13 protein-coding genes are annotated in these 17,240 nt (G+C 69.7%); 8 read left to right on the forward strand and 5 right to left on the reverse strand.

The genetic code is table 11. From position 1 onward, the window contains the following. Window positions 1-23: 23 nt before the first annotated feature. The 5 genes from ACH34W_RS19935 (at window position 24) to ACH34W_RS19955 (ending at window position 6,321) form a co-directional block, all read left to right on the forward strand. A complete protein-coding gene (locus ACH34W_RS19935; RefSeq protein ID WP_395962409.1) occupies window positions 24-1,601 on the forward strand; it encodes an ABC transporter ATP-binding protein in 1,578 nt (525 codons plus the stop codon). Beyond that, entirely contained in the window at window positions 1,594-2,988 is a 1,395-nt protein-coding gene (locus ACH34W_RS19940) for an ABC transporter permease (protein ID WP_395962410.1), read from the forward strand. The genes ACH34W_RS19935 and ACH34W_RS19940 overlap by 8 nt, the downstream gene beginning before the upstream one ends. Beyond that, window positions 2,985-4,337 carry an ABC transporter permease gene (locus ACH34W_RS19945; protein ID WP_395962411.1) on the forward strand — a complete coding sequence of 451 codons (1,353 nt, stop codon included), beginning with the start codon at window positions 2,985-2,987 and terminating at the stop codon, window positions 4,335-4,337. The genes ACH34W_RS19940 and ACH34W_RS19945 overlap by 4 nt, the downstream gene beginning before the upstream one ends. 188 nt (window positions 4,338-4,525) lie before the next feature. Next, window positions 4,526-4,942 carry a cytidine deaminase gene (locus tag ACH34W_RS19950; protein WP_395962412.1) on the forward strand — a complete coding sequence of 139 codons (417 nt, stop codon included), beginning with the start codon at window positions 4,526-4,528 and terminating at the stop codon, window positions 4,940-4,942. Between the two features lie 59 nt (window positions 4,943-5,001). Then, window positions 5,002-6,321, forward strand: coding sequence for a thymidine phosphorylase (locus tag ACH34W_RS19955; protein ID WP_395962413.1), 1,320 nt, complete (start codon window positions 5,002-5,004; stop codon window positions 6,319-6,321). Window positions 6,322-6,384: 63 nt separating this feature from the next. Here the strand turns inward: ACH34W_RS19955 and ACH34W_RS19960 are convergent, their stop codons facing one another. Beyond that, entirely contained in the window at window positions 6,385-8,094 is a 1,710-nt protein-coding gene (locus ACH34W_RS19960; protein ID WP_395962414.1) for a hypothetical protein, read from the reverse strand. 51 nt (window positions 8,095-8,145) lie between these two features. Between ACH34W_RS19960 and ACH34W_RS19965 the strand changes: the two genes are divergently transcribed. Both ACH34W_RS19965 and ACH34W_RS19970 read left to right on the forward strand, forming a co-directional pair. Continuing rightward, window positions 8,146-9,219, forward strand: coding sequence for an adenosine deaminase (locus ACH34W_RS19965; RefSeq protein ID WP_395962415.1), 1,074 nt, complete (start codon window positions 8,146-8,148; stop codon window positions 9,217-9,219). 36 nt (window positions 9,220-9,255) lie between these two features. After that, complete coding sequence (locus tag ACH34W_RS19970; RefSeq protein WP_395962416.1) at window positions 9,256-9,906, forward strand: PH domain-containing protein; 651 nt, start codon at window positions 9,256-9,258, stop codon at window positions 9,904-9,906. A 63-nt stretch (window positions 9,907-9,969) separates the two neighbouring features. On the opposite strand, the gene ACH34W_RS19975 is transcribed toward ACH34W_RS19970, so the two are convergent. From ACH34W_RS19975 to ACH34W_RS19985, 3 genes are read right to left on the reverse strand one after another with little or no spacing between them, the layout of a single operon-like run. Further along, window positions 9,970-11,625 (reverse strand): phospho-sugar mutase, encoded by a 1,656-nt coding sequence (locus tag ACH34W_RS19975; protein ID WP_395962417.1) that lies wholly within the window; start codon window positions 11,623-11,625, stop codon window positions 9,970-9,972. Continuing rightward, on the reverse strand, window positions 11,622-12,416 hold the full coding sequence (locus ACH34W_RS19980; RefSeq protein ID WP_395962418.1) for a purine-nucleoside phosphorylase: 795 nt from the start codon (window positions 12,414-12,416) through the stop codon (window positions 11,622-11,624). The genes ACH34W_RS19975 and ACH34W_RS19980 overlap by 4 nt, the downstream gene beginning before the upstream one ends. 34 nt (window positions 12,417-12,450) lie before the next feature. Beyond that, the gene (locus ACH34W_RS19985) at window positions 12,451-12,903 is read right to left on the reverse strand and encodes a gamma-glutamylcyclotransferase (protein WP_395962419.1); all 453 of its coding nucleotides are present in this window, start codon (window positions 12,901-12,903) and stop codon (window positions 12,451-12,453) included. Window positions 12,904-14,331: 1,428 nt separating this feature from the next. Between ACH34W_RS19985 and ACH34W_RS19990 the strand changes: the two genes are divergently transcribed. After that, window positions 14,332-15,717, forward strand: a complete 1,386-nt coding sequence (locus ACH34W_RS19990) for an NAD(P)H-quinone dehydrogenase (protein ID WP_395962420.1) — start codon at window positions 14,332-14,334, stop codon at window positions 15,715-15,717. Here the strand turns inward: ACH34W_RS19990 and ACH34W_RS19995 are convergent. Further along, window positions 15,711-16,019 carry a DUF5313 family protein gene (locus tag ACH34W_RS19995; protein WP_395962421.1) on the reverse strand — a complete coding sequence of 103 codons (309 nt, stop codon included), beginning with the start codon at window positions 16,017-16,019 and terminating at the stop codon, window positions 15,711-15,713. The genes ACH34W_RS19990 and ACH34W_RS19995 overlap by 7 nt on opposite strands. Window positions 16,020-17,240: the final 1,221 nt, after the last annotated feature.

Here is a 17,240-nt window from a genome sequence, read left to right on the forward strand (position 1 = left end):
TTTTCCCAGTCAGGAGGGCACTCGTGCCTGACGAGGTGCCGGCCGTACGGCTGACATCGATCACCAAGCGGTTCCCCGGCGTGGTGGCCAACCGCGACATCGACCTCACCATCAACAAGGGCGAGGTGCACGCGCTGTGCGGTGAGAACGGCGCGGGCAAGTCGACATTGATGAAGATCCTCTACGGCATGCAGAAGCCGGACGAGGGCACCATCGAGATCGATGGCCAGGAGGTCTCGTTCAAGACCCCCGCCGACGCGATCGCGCGCGGGATCGGCATGGTCCACCAGCACTTCAAGCTGGCCGACAACTTGACCGTGCTGGAGAACGTGATCCTCGGTGCGGAGCCGAAACCACGGGGGCGGCGGGGCGTAGCCATGGGGGCGAAACTCAGCGGTCGGATCGATTTCGGTGCGGCCCGCGAGAAGATCCGCGAGATGTCGGCGGCGTACGGGCTGCGCGTCGATCCCGATGTGCTGGTCGAGAGCCTCGGCGTCGGCGACCGGCAGCGGGTGGAGATCCTCAAGGTGCTCTACCGGGGCGCCAAGGTGCTCATCCTGGACGAGCCCACCGCAGTGCTGGTGCCGCAGGAGGTCGACGAGCTGTTCGGCAACCTGCGGGAGCTGAAGGCCGAGGGGCTCACGGTCCTGTTCATCTCCCACAAGCTCGACGAGGTGCTCTCGGTCGCCGACACCATCTCGGTGATCCGGCGCGGCACCTCGGTCGCCAACTGCCTGGACCCGCGGGAGATCACGTCCCGCCAGCTCGCCGAGCTGATGGTCGGGTCGGAGCTGCCGACGCCGGAGCTGCGCGAGTCCACGGTCACCGAGGACGTCCAGCTCGACGTCGCCAAGCTGACCGTGCTGACGCCGCAAGGGCGCCCGGTCGTCGACGACGTGTCACTGCGCATCCGGCGCGGCGAGATCGTCGGCCTCGCCGGGGTGGAGGGGAACGGCCAGAGCGAGCTCATCGAGGCGCTCATGGGCATCCGTTCCGCCGACACCGGCACGATCACCTATGGCGGGGACGACATCACCCACTGGCCCACCCGCAAGCGGCGCGAGGGGGGCATCGCCTACATCCCCGAAGACCGGCACCGGCACGGGCTGATCCTCGAAGGCGCGCTGTGGGAGAACCGCATGCTGGGCCACCAGACCCAGCGGCCGAACGTCCGCGGTCCTTGGGTCGACCGCGGCGGCGCGCGGCGCGACACGACGCGGATCGTCCGGGAGTACGACGTCCGTACGCCCGGCATCGACGTGCCGGCGGCGGCGCTGTCCGGCGGTAACCAGCAGAAGCTGATCGTCGGGCGGGAGATGTCCGGTGAGCCGCGCCTGCTGATCGCCGCGCACCCGACCCGCGGCATCGACGTCGGCGCCCAGGCCGCCATCTGGGAGTACCTGCGGCAGGCCCGGGCCGCCGGCCTGGCCGTGCTGCTGATCAGCGCAGATCTCGAGGAACTCATCGGTATGTCCGACACGCTGCACGTGATCCTGCGCGGCCGCCTGGTCGCCCAGGTCGACCCGGGCACGGTCACCCCCGAGGAGCTGGGCTCCGCGATGACCGGCGCCGGTCCGGACTCGGGGGCCGCAGATGAGTGAGCCGCAGGAGACCCCCGAGACCTCTCCGGCACCCGCCAAGGGCGGGTCCCCGGAGCACGTGCCGGCCTGGCAGGCGATTCTGCGCGGCCTCGGTCCGCGCGGCTGGGCCCTGCGGCTCGGCGCGCCGGTGCTGGCCCTGGTCATCTCGCTGGTCATCACGATGATCCTGCTCCGGGTGACGGGTGCGGACCCGGTCAGCTCGATCCAGAGCATGATCGACTACGGCACGACCGACTCGTCGATCGTCGACATCGTCAACCGCGCGACCCGCTACTACCTGTCGGCGGTCGCGGTGGCGATCGGCTTCCGGATGGCGCTGCTCAACATCGGTGTGGACGGCCAGTACCGGCTGGCGGCGTTCCTGGCGGCCGCGCTGGGCGGCGCGCTGACGCTGCCCGCCCCGTTCGGCCAAATGCTGGTGATCGTCTCGGCGATGCTGATCGGCGGCCTGTGGGCCGCGATCGCGGGCATCCTCAAGGTCACCCGCGGGGTCAGCGAGGTGCTGTCCACGATCATGCTGAACGCGATCGCGACCGGCGTGATCGCGTACCTGCTGAACGACAAGCGCCTCGCCGAGGTGCGGCCGGGCAGCAACAACGTCGCCACCGCCCAGATCCCCGAGTCGGGCCGGGTCGGCCCGTTCAACGGCGCGCTGAACTCGATCTTCAGCGGCCCGGTGTTGTGGGTGATCCTGGTCGCCGGTGCGGCCGCGATCGTCTACTTCTCCTATCGCAAGCAGGTGGCGGCCGGTGAGCCCGGCAAGAGCCCGGTCGCCGGCCTGGTCGTGGGTGTCATCGGCGCGGCCGTCTTCGTCGCGATCATCGCGCTGGTGGTCGGCCCGATCCTGACCGACCTGCCCGGCGAGGTATACGGCCTGCTGCCGATGGCGGTCGTCGTCGGGATCGTGTTCTGGGTGGTCATCAACTTCACCCGGTTCGGCTTCGACCTCAAGGTCTCGGGGCTGTCCCTGACGGCGGCGCAGGCCAGCGGCGTCAGCGCCAAGCGGATGATCGTGATCACGATGGTCGCGTCCGGGGCGGTCGCCGGGTTGATCGGCATGCCCGAGCTCCTCGGCGCCTCGTACGAGTACTCGCTGAACTTCCCGGCCGGGCTGGGGTTCACCGGGATCACCGTCGCGCTGCTCGGCCGCAACCACCCGTTCGGCATCGCGCTGGCGGCCGTGCTGTTCGCCTTCCTCGACCAGACCTCCGACGTGCTGCAGGAGGTCGACGTGCCGAAGGAGATCGTCGGCGTGATGCAGGGCGTCGTCGTCCTGACCGTCGTCATCGTCTACGAACTCGTGCGGCGCTGGGAGATCAGGTTGCAACAGCGGACCGTGGCGGCCGAGCTGGCCACCGGACATGACCTTGCGAAGGGGGCAGCGTGAGTACTACTGCCGTTGTTGACAAGGTCAAGGCCGCGAACGGCAAGCTCAAGCTGCGCTGGCCGCACTACCTGATGCTGGCCGGGGCGCTGCTGGTCCTGCTGTCGCTGGTGCGCGTGCTCGACGACGCCAACGATGTCACCTCCAGCGGCACGGTCAGCGCGGCGCTGCGCCTCGCAGTGCCGATCTTCCTTGCCGGGCTGGGCGGTCTCTGGGCCGAACGGTCCGGGATCATCAACATCGGCCTTGAGGGCATGATGATCCTCGGCACCTGGACGGGTGCCTGGGCCGGTTACCAGTGGGGTCCGTGGATCGGGGTGCTCGCGGGCATCATCGGCGGCGCGCTGGGCGGGCTGCTGCATGCCGTCGCCACCGTCTCGTTCGGTGTCGACCACATCGTCTCCGGTGTCGCGATCAACATCCTCGGGCTGGGGCTCACCCAGTTCCTGGCCGGGCTGATCTTCAACACCGGTGAGGCCAAGGCGCTGGGCGGCGGTCCGCGCCAGTCGCCGCCGGTCGATCCGATCAGCACGCTCACGCTGCCGGTGTTGTCTGGCGGGGAGATAGGCGGCTGGAAGAGTCCGGACTGGCTGGGATCGCTGGAGAAGCAGCACTGGTTCCTGCTGTCGGACATGGCGGGCATCCTGCGCGGCCTGACGGCGGGGATGTCGCTGCTGACGCTGGTGGCGTTGCTGCTCGTACCGCTCTCGTTCTACGTCCTGTGGAAGACCGCGTTCGGCCTGCGCATCCGCTCCTGCGGTGAGGACCCGTACGCGAGCGAGTCGCTGGGCGTGAACGTCTACCGGATGAAGTACGCGGCCGTGATGATCTCGGGTGGCTTCTCCGGCCTGGCGGGCGCGTTCCTGGTGACCGTGGCGGCGCCGCTGTACCAGGACGGGCAGACCGGCGGCCGGGGCTTCATCGGCCTGGCTGCGATGATCTTCGGTAACTGGCGGCCCGGCGGCCTGCTCGCAGGGTCGATGTTGTTCGGCTACACCGACGCGATGAACGCGCGCGGCGGCGGCGAGTCGGTGCACGCGCTGCTGCTGTTCGTGGCGGTCATCCTGGCCGCGGTCGCGGTGTGGCAGGTCGTCCGGGCGAGCCGCCTCCGGCCCATGATCACCACCGACCTGGACCGCCGTACGCTGCGCAACGCCTACATCAGCATCGTCCTCTCGGTGCTGGCGGCGCTGGGCCTGTTCGTGTGGTTCCTGAACAGCGACGTGGTGCCGGGCGAACTGGTCTCGTTCACACCGCACCTCACCACGCTCCTGGTGCTGGCCCTGGCGAGCCAGCGGCTGCGGATGCCCGCCGCCAACGGCCTCCGCTACCGCCGCGGCGAGGCCCGCTGACCGTCGTTTCAGTGGCGAGCCCGCAGCCAGGAGGCGCGGGCTCGCCTGTCCCAGACATGCTCGCGTGGTTGTGCGTGGGCGGGAATGCGTGCGCGGGAGTACGTGGGCGGGGCGTGCGCGGTCTGGCATGCGTGGGTGGAATTGCGTGGGTGGAATATGGAGCAAGTGATGGTGCTTGGGAAGACACGATGAACGAGATCGACTGGAAGGCGCTGCGTGCGGCCGCCCAGGGAGCGATGAGGCGGGCGTACGCGCCGTACTCCGACTTTCCCGTAGGCGCCGCCGGGCTGGCCGACGACGGGCGCGTGCTCACCGGCTGCAACGTGGAGAACGCCTCGTACGGCGTGGGACTGTGCGCCGAGTGCAGCCTGGTGAGCGCCCTGCACGGCCCGGACAAGGCCGCTGAGGGCGAACGTCCGCGCCTGGTGGCCGTGGCTGTGGTCGACCGGCACGGCGAGCCGCTGATGCCCTGCGGGCGCTGCAGGCAGCTGTTGTGGGAGCACGGCGGCCCGGCGATGTTGCTGGAGACGACCCGCGGCGTCCTGCCGATGTCGGACGTGTTGCCGGACGCCTTCGGCCCCGACGATCTGATCAACCGAGCCTGAGCCTGATCAACCGAGCCTGAGTCTGATCAACCGAGCCTGAGTCTGAACGAGAGGAATCCGTGGACGCCATCGATGTCATCCGCGCCAAGCGGGACGGCGGGGAGCTCACACCGGAGCAGATCGACTGGGCGGTGGACGCCTACACGCGCGGGGCGATCGCCGAGGAGCAGATGTCGGCCCTGGCGATGGCGATCCTGCTGAACGGGATGAACCGCGCCGAGGTCGCCCGCTGGACCGAGGCGATGATCCGTTCCGGCGACCGTATGGACTGGTCCATGCTGGATCGTTCCACCACCGACAAGCACTCCACCGGCGGCGTGGGCGACAAGATCACGTTGCCGCTGGCGCCGGTCGTGGCGGCGTGTGGTGCCGCGGTCCCGCAGCTGTCGGGACGGGGGCTCGGCCACACCGGCGGCACGCTCGACAAGCTGGAGTCGATTCCCGGCTGGCGCGCGTCGCTCTCGCCCGAGGAGATGCTGGGTGTGCTGCGCGACGCCGGAGCGGTCATCTGCGCGGCGGGCAGCGGCTTGGCTCCGGCCGACCGCAAGCTGTACGCACTCCGCGACGTGACCGGCACCGTCGAGTCGATCCCGCTGATCGCCTCCTCGATCATGTCGAAGAAGATCGCTGAGGGCACCGGCGCGCTGGTGCTGGACGTCAAGGTCGGCTCCGGCGCGTTCATGAAGACCGTCGAGAACGCCCGCGAGCTGGCCGAGACCATGGTCGGCATCGGTACCGACCACGGCCTGCGCACGGTCGCCCTGCTGACCGCCATGGACCGGCCCCTCGGCCGCGCGGTCGGCAACGCCGTCGAGGTCGCCGAGTCGGTCGAGGTCCTGGCCGGCGGCGGGCCGGACGACGTGGTGGAGCTCACGGTGCGACTCGCCCGCGAGATGCTCGCCGCGGCGGGCCTCGACGGTGGCAAGGACCCCGCCGACGCCCTGCGGGACGGCTCCGCGATGGACGTCTGGCGCCGGATGATCTCCGCCCAGGGCGGCGACCCCGACGCCGAACTGCCGGTCGCTGCCGAGACGCACGAGATCACCGCCCCCGCGACCGGCGTCCTCACCCGCCTGGACGCCTACGGCGTCGGCGTCGCGGCCTGGCGCCTCGGTGCGGGGCGGGCCCGCAAGGAGGACCCCGTCTCGTTCGGCGCGGGCATCATCTGCCACGCCAAGCCGGGCGACAAGGTCACCGCCGGACAGCCGCTCCTCACCCTCCACGCCGACGACCCGAGCCGCTTCGAACGTGCGCTGGAGTCCTTGGACGGCGCATTCGAGATTATTGAAGGAAGTTTCGAGATCATTGAAGGAAATGCGGCGGCCGGGGAGGCGGGCACCCTGGACCAGCTCCCGCTGATCATCGACCGCATCGCCTGACGCAGGCGGAGGCCCTGCTCAGAGTGCTTCTCTGAGCAGGGCCTTCGTGTGCCTGGAGGCCGATCAGCGGATGCCGTAAGCCCGGATCAGGGTGTGGTCGATGACGCCGGGGACAGCCGCATTAAGGGAGACGTGGCCTGAGGCCGGGTTGCGGACATCGGCGATCCAGCCCGCGCCCGACTTGCGGACCGGGACTCCGGTCCAGCTCCGGCCGTCGTCGTACGAGACGCGGAGGGTCGGAGCGGCGGCGCTGCCGGTGGGGGCGAGTGTGATCGGCTGCAGGGCCCCCGCCTGGGCACGGCTCCGTGCGTCGAGCGGTGTGCGATAGGAGATGGCTGGCAACGGCCTCGGCGCGCTGTCGGTGACCATGAACCGGATCACTGCCCTCTGCCGGGTCGTGAGGTCTGACCAGGGCACCGTTCGGTTCGCCTCCAGCGTGAGGGTGTACGCGCCGAGTGGGGGCGCCGGCCACTTGTGCGCCGTGCCAGGCTGGTCGCTGGTGTAGACGACCTCACCGGCGGCGTTCCGGAGCGTCGAGGTGCCCGTCGTTCCCACGTACGGCGCGATCTGGCTGCGGGTGTTCCAGGTGGAGAGCATCGGCACGGCGAGCGCTGGCTCGCCCCCCTCGTGGGTGCCCCAGATGGCGGTGCCGGATGCGAGGCCGAACGGCCCGACGTTCCAGTCGCGGGCGTAGGTACCGGCGCGCGGGAAACGTTCCTCACGGGTCCTGATGTCGGCCTCCTCGAACCCGCAGCCGGCCTCCCCGATGACCACATCGGTCGCCCAGGTGACGCCGGGCGTGAAGTACTCGGTGCGGTTCGTGGGCAGCGCGCCGACTCCGACCGGCTCGCCGATCTGGCCGCCGATGCCCCAGTTCACGCCGCTGTGACTGAAGCCGCAGGCCGTGCCGCCCTCGGACCCGTAACGCATGCGGACTGCGGCGAGGTCCTTGGTCGCGACCGTGCGAGGGGTGTCGCCGACCCTGCCGGTCTGCTCGTGGGCGATGTTGTAGACGTACGGGCTGTCGTACTCGGCTCCGTTCTTGGTCAGCACGGCCTGGCTGCGCAGCGCCAGCCCGGCGGCAGGATCGGTGGGCGTGACGTAGAGGTCCGTGCCCATCAGCATGGCGATGGTCGTCACCTCGCCGCCGATCTTCTGGGAGACGAATGCGCTCGCGCTCCGGATCCGGGCGTCGGCGCGGTCCAGTCCGGGCGTGAGGGGCCTGGCCTTGCGGGCGTCGAGCTGAAGCCGGGTGTCCGTCTCGATGGCGACGTCCGGCAGGTAGACGAGGCTGGTGGACGTCGAGTCGCCGTTCCGGGTCGTCACCCAGGCCAGCACCGCGTACCGGCCCTGCGGCAGCCGTCCCTCCGCGTGCCCGTCCTGAAGATCGGCGGACAGCCAAGCGCTGCCGTCCAGCGCTATGAGGCTCGCGGCAGGCGCGTCGTCGGTGGCCGGCAGCTTGCCGTTCCGGTCGGTCACATCGATGGTCAGCTTGGGCTCCTCCGCTGAGGAACGGGTAGTAGCGGCCAGCTTGCGGGTGGCCCGATGACGAGGATCCGCACCCGTGAGGGAGCGTCCGCGAAAGCCATCCGGGTAACGGGGAGCCGCCCAGCCTCCAGCCAAACCGGCCTTGGGGGCGGCGAACCTGACCGCGGACGCCTTCTGGACCTCCGGACTCGGGACATCGTGGCTGTGGGCGACCCCGGCAGGGACCGTGGATGCCGCCAAGATGCCCAGGACGAGGGCGGCGCGTGGAATGAAGTTGTTGATCACTTTGATTATCGGCCGGAGGCGGCAGGAGAGTTCCCGAGGTAAGTTCAGGAGATGGAAGAACGTCCCACTCTCGAAGCCATCCGGCGCGCGCCCAAGGTCCTGCTCCACGACCACCTCGACGGCGGGGTGCGCCCCGAGACCATCGTGGAACTCGCCCGCGACGGCGGGTACACGGATCTGCCCACCACCGATCCCGGCAGCCTGCGGACGTGGTTCGCCGAGGCGTCGAACTCGGGCTCGCTGGAGCGTTATCTGGAGACGTTCTCGCACACCGTCGGGGTGATGCAGTCAGTCGAGTCGCTCACGCGCGTCGCGTACGAGTGCGCCGAGGACCTCGCCAAGGACGGCATCGTCTACGCCGAGGTGCGCTACGCGCCGGAGCTCCACACCAGCACCGGGCTCTCGCTGGAGCAGGTCGTGGAGGCCGTCCTGGCGGGCTTCGCGGCGGGCGGCCGCGACCACGGCATCCGGGTCGGGACGCTGGTGACCGCGATGCGGCACCAGGCGCGCAGCATGGAGATCGCCGAGCTCGCCGTGCGCTACCGCGACGAGGGCGTGGTGGGCTTCGACATCGCCGGGGCCGAGGCCGGCTACCCGCCCACCCGCCACTTGGACGCGTTCGAATACCTCCAGCGCGAGAACTCCCACTTCACCATCCACGCCGGCGAGGGCTTCGGGCTCCCGTCGATATGGCAGGCGATCCAGTGGTGCGGCGCCGACCGGCTCGGCCACGGCGTGCGGATCATCGACGACATCACCGTGGAGAACGGTGCGCCCGAGCTGGGCCGCCTCGCCGCGTACGTGCGTGACAAGCGCATCCCGCTGGAGATGTGCCCGACGTCCAACATCCAGACCGGCGCCGCCAAGTCGATCGCCGAGCACCCGATCGGCCTGCTCCGCCAGCTCAGCTTCCGGGTCACGGTCAACACCGACAACCGGCTGATGAGCGGCACCACGCTCACGGAGGAGTTCGCCAAGCTGGTCGACGCGTTCGGCTACGGCTGGGACGACCTGCGCTGGTTCACGGTGAACGCGATGAAGTCGGCGTTCATCGGCTTCGACGAGCGGCTGGAGCTGATCAACCGGGTGATCAAGCCCGGGTACGAGGAGCTCAAGCAGGGCTGACCTGGGGGACCCGGTTTCCCTGGCATGATCGGAGCCATGACGACCGGGTCCCCGCAGCTGAAGTTCCGTTCCAACGCCGCACGGGTGGGGGCGTGGGCGTGGGTGACGTTCGCCGTCCTCAACCTGGTCGACATCGTGTGGCGGGGCCGGGACATGACCGCCCTGGTCATGGCCACGGTTCTGATCTTCGGCTGCGGCGTCGCGTACGTCCTCGGCCTGCGCCCCGCCATCGTCGGCGACGAGACCGGCCTCACCTTCCGAAATCTCCTCCGCGACGTACGCGTGCCCTGGGGCGCCGTACGCAAGATCGAAGGCACCGACTCGGTGAAGGTCCGGTACGCCGGTGCCGGCGGCGGGGAGGCCGTCTCACGGGCCTGGACGCTGCAAAGCTCGCCCCGTGCCCAGGCGAGGGCCCAGGCCCGCGCCCAGCGCGACGCCCAGAAGCTCCCAGCGGGCGCCGCCGAGGCGCTCAAGACCCGCACCCCGACCGCCTACGCCGCCCAGCAGCTGAACGAGCTGGCCGACCGCCACCGCCCCAAGACCACCAAGTCCGGCAACCCCAGCAAGGCCGCCGAGCAGGCGGCCAAGCCCAGCGGCTCGGTGACCTGGTCGATGACGGCCCTGGCCGCCCTGGCCATCCCCGCCACTGCCGTGATCATCGCCGTCCTGACCGCCACCCTCACCTGACGTGCGACCGCGGCAGGCGTGCAGCCCCGAAAGCGGGCAAGCGTCTGGCGCCGCTGAAGGGCGTCAGCTGAGGCCCAGGGCGTTGGCGACGTCGGCGCGTAGGGCCTCTAGGTCGTCGGCGGCCTGAGCGCGGACCGCGGCAAGGTGTGCGTCACCGACCGGGAGGACGACCTGGAGATAGCACTTGAGCTTGGGCTCGGTGCCGGACGGGCGTACGACCACGCGGGCGCTGCCTCCTGAGGTCCCTGCCGAGAGCTGAAAGCGCAGGCCGTCGGTGGGTGGCAGGCCGCCCGCTCCCTCGGCCAGGTCATCGACGCGTTCGACCGTACGGCCGCCGAGCCGGGTGGGCTGCTCCGCCCGCAGCCGGGCCATCGCATCAGTGATCAGCGAAAGGTCGGCGACGCGGAAGGAGAGCTGGCCGGTGGCGTGCAGGCCATGGCGGCGGGCCTGATCGTCCAGCAGGTCCTGGATCGTCCGGCCGTCGCGTTTGGCCGCCGCCGCGAGCCCGGCGACCGTGAGCGCCGCCCCGATGCCGTCCTTGTCGCGGACGATCACGCCGTCGTCGCCGCCGACGCTGTAGCCCAGCGCCTCCTCGTAGCCGTAGACCAGCCGATCGCCCCGCACCCCCGCCTTCATGATCCACTTGAAGCCGGTGAGCGACTCCGCGAAGCGGACCCGGTGCTCCCGGGCGATCGCGCCGAGCAGGGACGAGGACACGATCGTGGTGACGACCAGCCGGTCGTCGCCCTTGGTCTGCCGGAGGGTCTGCTCGGCCAGCAGCCCGCCGACCTCGTCCCCGGCCAGCATCCGCCAGCCGTCGGACGTCGGGATCGCGACGGCACACCGGTCGGCGTCAGGATCGTTCGCGATCACCAGATCCACGTCCGCGGCGACCGCCAAGCTGAGGGCCAGGTCCATCGCGCCGGGCTCCTCGGGATTGGGGAACGCGACGGTCGGGAAGTCAGGGTCCGGTTCGGCCTGCTCAGACACCACAGTCGGAGCGGGGAAACCTGTCCAGTCGAACGCGCGGAGGAGTGTCTCGCCCCCGACCCCGTGCATTGGCGTGTACGCCACGTTCACGTCGCGGGCGTCGCCGAGCGGGAGATGGGAGAGCGCGTGCAGATAGGCCTCGATGATCTCCTCACCGAGCCGCTCGTAGTCGTCGCCCAGCGGAAGAGCGTCCACTGGGCCCACCGCGTCGATTGCCGCGGAGATCTCGGCGTCAACAGGCGGAACGATCTGCGCGCCGTCGTTCCAGTAGACCTTGTAGCCGTTGTCGCGAGGCGGGTTATGGCTGGCCGTCACCATGACCCCGGCCGCCGCCCCCAGGTGCCGTACGGCATAGGCGAGAACGGGTGTGGGCAACGTCCGGGGGAGCACCCACGCCTGCAGCCCCGCCCCGGCCATCACCGCGGCGGTGTCGAGCGCGAACCGCTCCGAGTTGTGGCGAGCGTCATAGCCGATCACGACCCCCGACCCCTCAGCCAGTCGAGCGGCCAGGCCGGCGGCAGCGCGCATGACCGTGACACGGTTCATGCGGTTGGGGCCGGCACCCAGCTCACCGCGCAGACCGGCGGTGCCGAACTCCAGCCGGGCCCCGAACCGGTCAGCCAATGCCACAGCGTCGCCGGCGTCCAGGATTCCCTGCAGCTCAGCGCGCGTTTCGGGATCAGGATCCTGGGCCAGCCATGCGTGCGCCGCGTCCCGGTGGTCGCTCATAGCTTGGTGATCAGCGTGTGCAGGAGCGTGCCCATCCGGGTGGCGGCCGCGCGGCCAGCGGCGAGGACCTCCTCGTGGTCAAGAGGCTGGTCGGACAGGCCCGCCGCGATGTTGGTGACCAGCGAGATGCCGAGCACCTCGGCACCGCCCTGCCGGGCCGCGATGGTCTCCAGCACCGTGGACATGCCGATCATGTCGGCGCCCATCGTCCGGAGCATGCGGATCTCCGCCGGAGTCTCGTACGTGGGCCCGCGGAACGCCGCGTACACGCCCTCGGCCAGCGTCGGATCGACCTCCCGGGCCAGTGCGCGCAGCCGACCCGAGTAGGCCTCGGTCAAATCCAGGAACGTGGCGCCGGTCAGCGGATTCGCGCCCGTCAGATTGAGATGATCGGCGATGAGCACAGGATCGCCGACACGCTGGTGCTCAGGCCGCAGTCCCCCAGCAGCATTGGTAAGGACGACGGTCCGCACCCCGGCGGCCAGCGCGGTCCGGACACCGTGGACGACAGGATCGACACCTCGGCCCTCGTACAGGTGCGTACGTCCGAGAAAGACCAGTGCACGACGGCCGCCGACCTCCACCACGCGGATCCTGCCCGCGTGGCCCTCCACAGCCGGCGGTGCGAACCCCGGCAGATCCGTCACGGCCAGATCCGCGACCGGCTCGCCGAGCATGTCGGCGGCCGGGACCCAGCCGGAGCCCATCACCAGGGCGACGTCGAAGGAGTCAAGAGAGGTACGGGCGCGCAACTCGTCGGCCGCCGCCTGTGCAAAAGCGTCATTGCTCACTCAGCCGACACTATCGCTGCCGCGCCCGGGCGGCTCAATCACCCAGTGACTTGCAGGGACGGGTCCGCAGGTCCTTCACATAATCGTCCGGCGCCCCCGCCGCCTCAGCCGCGTCCGCCAGGATGCCCAAATAACGTGCCGAGGGCAGCCCGCCCTCATAGTCGTCGAGGACATAGAGCCAGCAGAGCACGTCACCGTCCAGTGTCTCCACCCGCACCCTGATCTTGCGGTAGACACCGAGGGCCGCGCCCTCCCAGGCATCCAGCTGCTTCTCGTCCCAGGCCGGGACGTCATACATCACCACGAAGACCTGCTCGCCGTCATCCTCGACGACGGTCGCCAGGGCCCCGTCCCAGCCGACGTCCTGGCCGCCGAAGGTGAGCCGCCACCCCGAAAGCCAGCCGGTGCCGCGCATGGGCGAGTGCGGAGCCCGGGAAGCCATCTGGTCCGGGTCCAAGTTGGAGGCGTACGCCGCGTACAGTGCCACGGTCGCCTAGCGTACGCGTATTTCCCGCGACCGCAGGTAGTTGCCCCCCGCCATCCCCCTAGCCTTCCGCGCCCCCGCTCTCCGAAGCCCGCCCACCGCAGGCGCCCCCGAACACCACAAGGGAGCAATCGCGCCCAGAAATGCCACCCCCGGCACCCGCCCACGCCATACCCGCCATCCCGCACCCCGCGCCGTGCACGCGGTCCCCGCCCGCGCTCCACGCCCTGCACCTGCATCCCGCACCGTGCACCTGCGTTCCGCACCGTGCACCTGCGTTCCGCACCGTGCACCGCGCTCCGCATCTTGCCCCCACACTCACACCGGGCACCCGCGCCCCGCACCATGCACCCGCGCCCCGCACATGCACCCGCGCCCCGCACCATGCACCCGCCCCCGCACTCACACCGTGCCCCCACACTCACCACGCACTCGCACTCACACCGTGCACCCACACTCACACCGTGCACGCGCCCGCACCATGCACCCGCGCCCCGCACCATGCACGAGCGCCCCGCGCCCGCACTCCACACCAGCCCGCGCGCTGCACCTGCACCCCGCGGCCCTGCCCCCGCACCCTGCACCTGACCCCGCACCCGTACGCCGGATGAAACGTTCTGGATACCGCGCCCGCACGTTGCACCACTGCCCACAGCCGAACGTTGCGGGCCGCACATAAGACCCGCACAGGAGACGCGGGCACGACACCCGCCAGCCGTATCCAGCACCGCACGCCGCGCCCCGTACGCCGGATGGCCCGGACTACACCCTGCACCCCACACCCCCACTCCGCACCCCACACCCCCACACCCCACACCCCGCGCCCTGCACTTCGCGCCCCGCACTCCGCGCGCGGCGCCCCGCACTCCGCGCCCCGCGCGCCGCACCTCGCACCCCGCACCCCGGCACTCGCACTCCGCACCCCCCACCCCGCACTCCGCGCGCCGCACTCTGCACCTCGCACCCCCACCCCGCGCGCCGCGCACCGGACCCCCGCACACGGGCCGCATGCCGCGTCCAGGCCCCCGCATCCGGACGCCGAACGGTGCGTCACAGATGCTGTCCCCCGAGCGGCACCCGGATGATGCTGCGCCTAGTACGACACCGCGCACACGCGCCTGACATGCGGCATGGGGCGTACGGCATGGGGTGTACGGCGCCACAGCGACGGATCGGCAGAGATCACAACGCGGCATGCCTGGGGGGAGCCGTCAGGCATCCAGGCCCGCTGCAGGTGTGCAATGTCGCGGGAGCCAAGCGCGCGCGGCCCCGGACCCGACAGCCGGGGCCAGAGGGGAGAGGCAGGCCGCAGCAGCATGCGGCGCAGCGGGCCAAAGCAGCCACGCGGACAGCGCAGCGAGAACTGGCCAGTGCTCCCTGTATGGGGGGAACCGGTCAGGTCACTACCTCGCGTAGGAAACAATAGAAATCGTGACCCGCATCGTGATTATCGGAGGAGGCCCAGGCGGCTACGAGGCCGCCCTCGTCGCGGCGCAGCTCGGCGCCGACGTGACCGTGGTGGAACGCGACGGTCCCGGCGGGGCGTGCGTGCTCACCGACTGCGTGCCCTCCAAGACGCTCATCGCCACTTCGACCCGGATGGCGGTCATGTCCGAGTCCGCGGGTCTCGGACTTCGCTTCAGCGGCGGCCCCGACGGCATCGTCGGCGGTCTTGAGGCTGACATGTGCACCGTCAACAAGCGCGTGAAGGACCTGGCGCGGGCCCAGTCCTTCGACGTCGCCGAACGGCTGGCCTATGAAGAGGTCAAGATCGTTCGAGGTGAGGCCCGCCTGATCGAACCGCATGTCGTCGCGGTCGGCGACCGTCATCTGCGTGCCGACATCATCCTGGTCGCAACCGGCGCCACGCCCCGGGTGCTGCCAGGCGCCGAACCCGACGGCGAGCGCATCCTCAACTGGCGGCAGTTGTACGACCTGCAGGAGCTTCCCGAGCACCTGATCGTGGTTGGCTCCGGTGTTACCGGTGCGGAGCTGGCCGGGGCCTATCTTTCCCTCGGCTCCAAAGTGACGCTCGTCTCATCTCGAGACCGCATCCTGCCCACCGAGGACGCCGACGCTGCGGCCGTTCTGCAGGAGGTCTTCCTGCGCCGGGGGATGAAGGTCATGTCCCGGTCCCGCGCTGGCGCCGTGGAGCGTTCCGGTGACGGTGTGATCGTCACGCTGGAGGACGGCACCAAGATCGAGGGCTCACACTGCCTCATGACGGTCGGCATGGTGCCCAACACCCGCGGCATCGGCCTTGAAAAGACCGGCGTCCGCCTCAACTCGCACGGCTTCGTCGAGGTCGACAAGGTCTCCCGTACGAGCGTCCCCCACATCTATGCCTCTGGCGACTGCACCGGCGTGCTCATGCTGGCCTCCGTTGCGGGCATGCAGGGCCGCATCGCAATGTGGCACGCCCTGGGCGAGGCTGTGCAGCCGCTCAAGCTGGGCTGGGTGTCGTCCAACATCTTCACCGACCCCGAGGTGGCCTCGGTGGGCGTCTCCCAGAAGATGGTCGACGACGGTGAGGTGAACGCCCGTACGGTCATGCTGCCGCTCTTCAGCAACGCACGCGCCAAGATGCAGGGTTTCGAGGACGGCTTCGTGAAGCTCTTCTGCCGTCCTTCGACCGGCATCGTCCTGGGCGGTGTCATCGTGGCCCCCCGCGCGAGCGAGCTGATCCTTGGCCTCTCCATCGCCGTCCAGCAACACCTCACGGTCGACCAGGTGGCGCACACCTTCGCCGTCTACCCGTCCCTCTCGGGCAGCATCACCGAGGCCGCCCGCCGCCTCATGACCGAACACGCCTACTGATCCAGGCCATGCCGCCGCAGCCGCGACCGCCGCAGGTCGTCGGCACTGATCGCAACGGCGAACGTGCTGGCCACCAACGCCAGCATCCCGACCATGACCCGGATCCACCACTCCGCTGGCAACAACCCGAGCCCGACGCAGACCGGGATCATGATCGCCAGGTGCCGGCCCAGCATCCGTCCCCGCCATCCCGCGTCAGTCAGGTCATGCCGTACCCAGTCCCGGTTCTCGGCAGGCAGGCGAAACCCCAGCGTGTAACCAACACGCCGCCAAGCCCCCGGATCACCAGCCAACCGGGTCATCTGAGTGTCATTCCCCCCAAACCCCACCCCCAACGAGCAACCCTTACCCAGCACCCAAGGCACCCCCCGCCAGCGCCCGGTGCCTAAGGCATCCCCCACTTCGCTCGAACAGCGCCCATTTAGGTTTCCGCCCTACCCCAAGCCGGGCACGTCCCAGGGCCCCGCCTGCTCGAGCCATAGGAACCCCAGGCAACGCCGAACCCAACCGAGCCCGGACACAACATGAGACTCCATATTCTTCGAACACTTTGACCTGAGGCCACATCTGCCCAGCAGGCAACTTCCTCGTGGATACCCACTCCACACCCGCCCGGTTTTCGGTGCTGTGGTCGTGTTGGCCGGCCGGGGTGACAAGTCACTCGTTCAGCTCGCCGATGACGTAGAGCTAACCGTTCTGTCTGCTAAATGGGCAGGCGAGAAGAGTGCCGACGACGGAAACAGAGGTGAATCCGGTCGGCTGACCACAGCGGAGGAGAGGAAGAAGGAGCTGTCAAAACTCATCGTAGTAATTGGCGGCTGGAGGGCCCTCAGGGAGGGCCACTGCATCTGCTTCATATAAGCCTCACGCGACCAACACAGTTGCTTGCTCGCCCCCTGAAAAGCCACGCTGGAAGCGACGTGCTGCGAGTTTAAGGTGAGCAGTGGTGGCAACAGTCGCCCCCTTTGCTGACGCGGTCACCCGACTGCATGCTGGCCCGTCTTCGCTTCAAACGCTGGCGGCGAAGAAAGAGCTCGCCGGGGGTGGGGCTCGCACCTGCCTGCGGGTTTGTGCATGTCTGTGAGTTTTGCCTATGCATCTATGCATCTGCGGGTCTGTGCATCTGCGGATTACTGCTCTGCCGCTGCGCGGTTGGCGGCAGTGGTCACCCTTTTGGCTTCGGGCCCTGCCCGGCTGTCGGGTGGGGCGGGGCTGAAGGTCTAAAAGCGGCGGCGACAAGAAGGTAGGCGGTGGGTGCGGCAGGTGCGTGCGGACAGGTTTCCGGGCGGCAGGTTACTTCGTGCCGCTTCGCGGTTGGCGGCAGCGGTCACCCCTTTGGCTCCGCACCCCGCCCGGCTGTCGGGTGGAGTGCGCTGAAGACCCAATAAGCGGCGGCGAGAAGAAGAGGCGGCGGGTGCGGCTGGTTGGTGATGTGCGGGTTGCTGGTGGCTGATGCTCGACCTTAGCCGCGCGAAGCGCGGGATTTCCCGCAACCCAAGCGGCGGCCCGCCCTCACCCTTGTG

Source organism: Actinomadura sp. 6N118 (genome assembly GCF_044326415.1).
Taxonomy (GTDB): Bacteria; Actinomycetota; Actinomycetes; order Streptosporangiales; family Streptosporangiaceae; genus Spirillospora.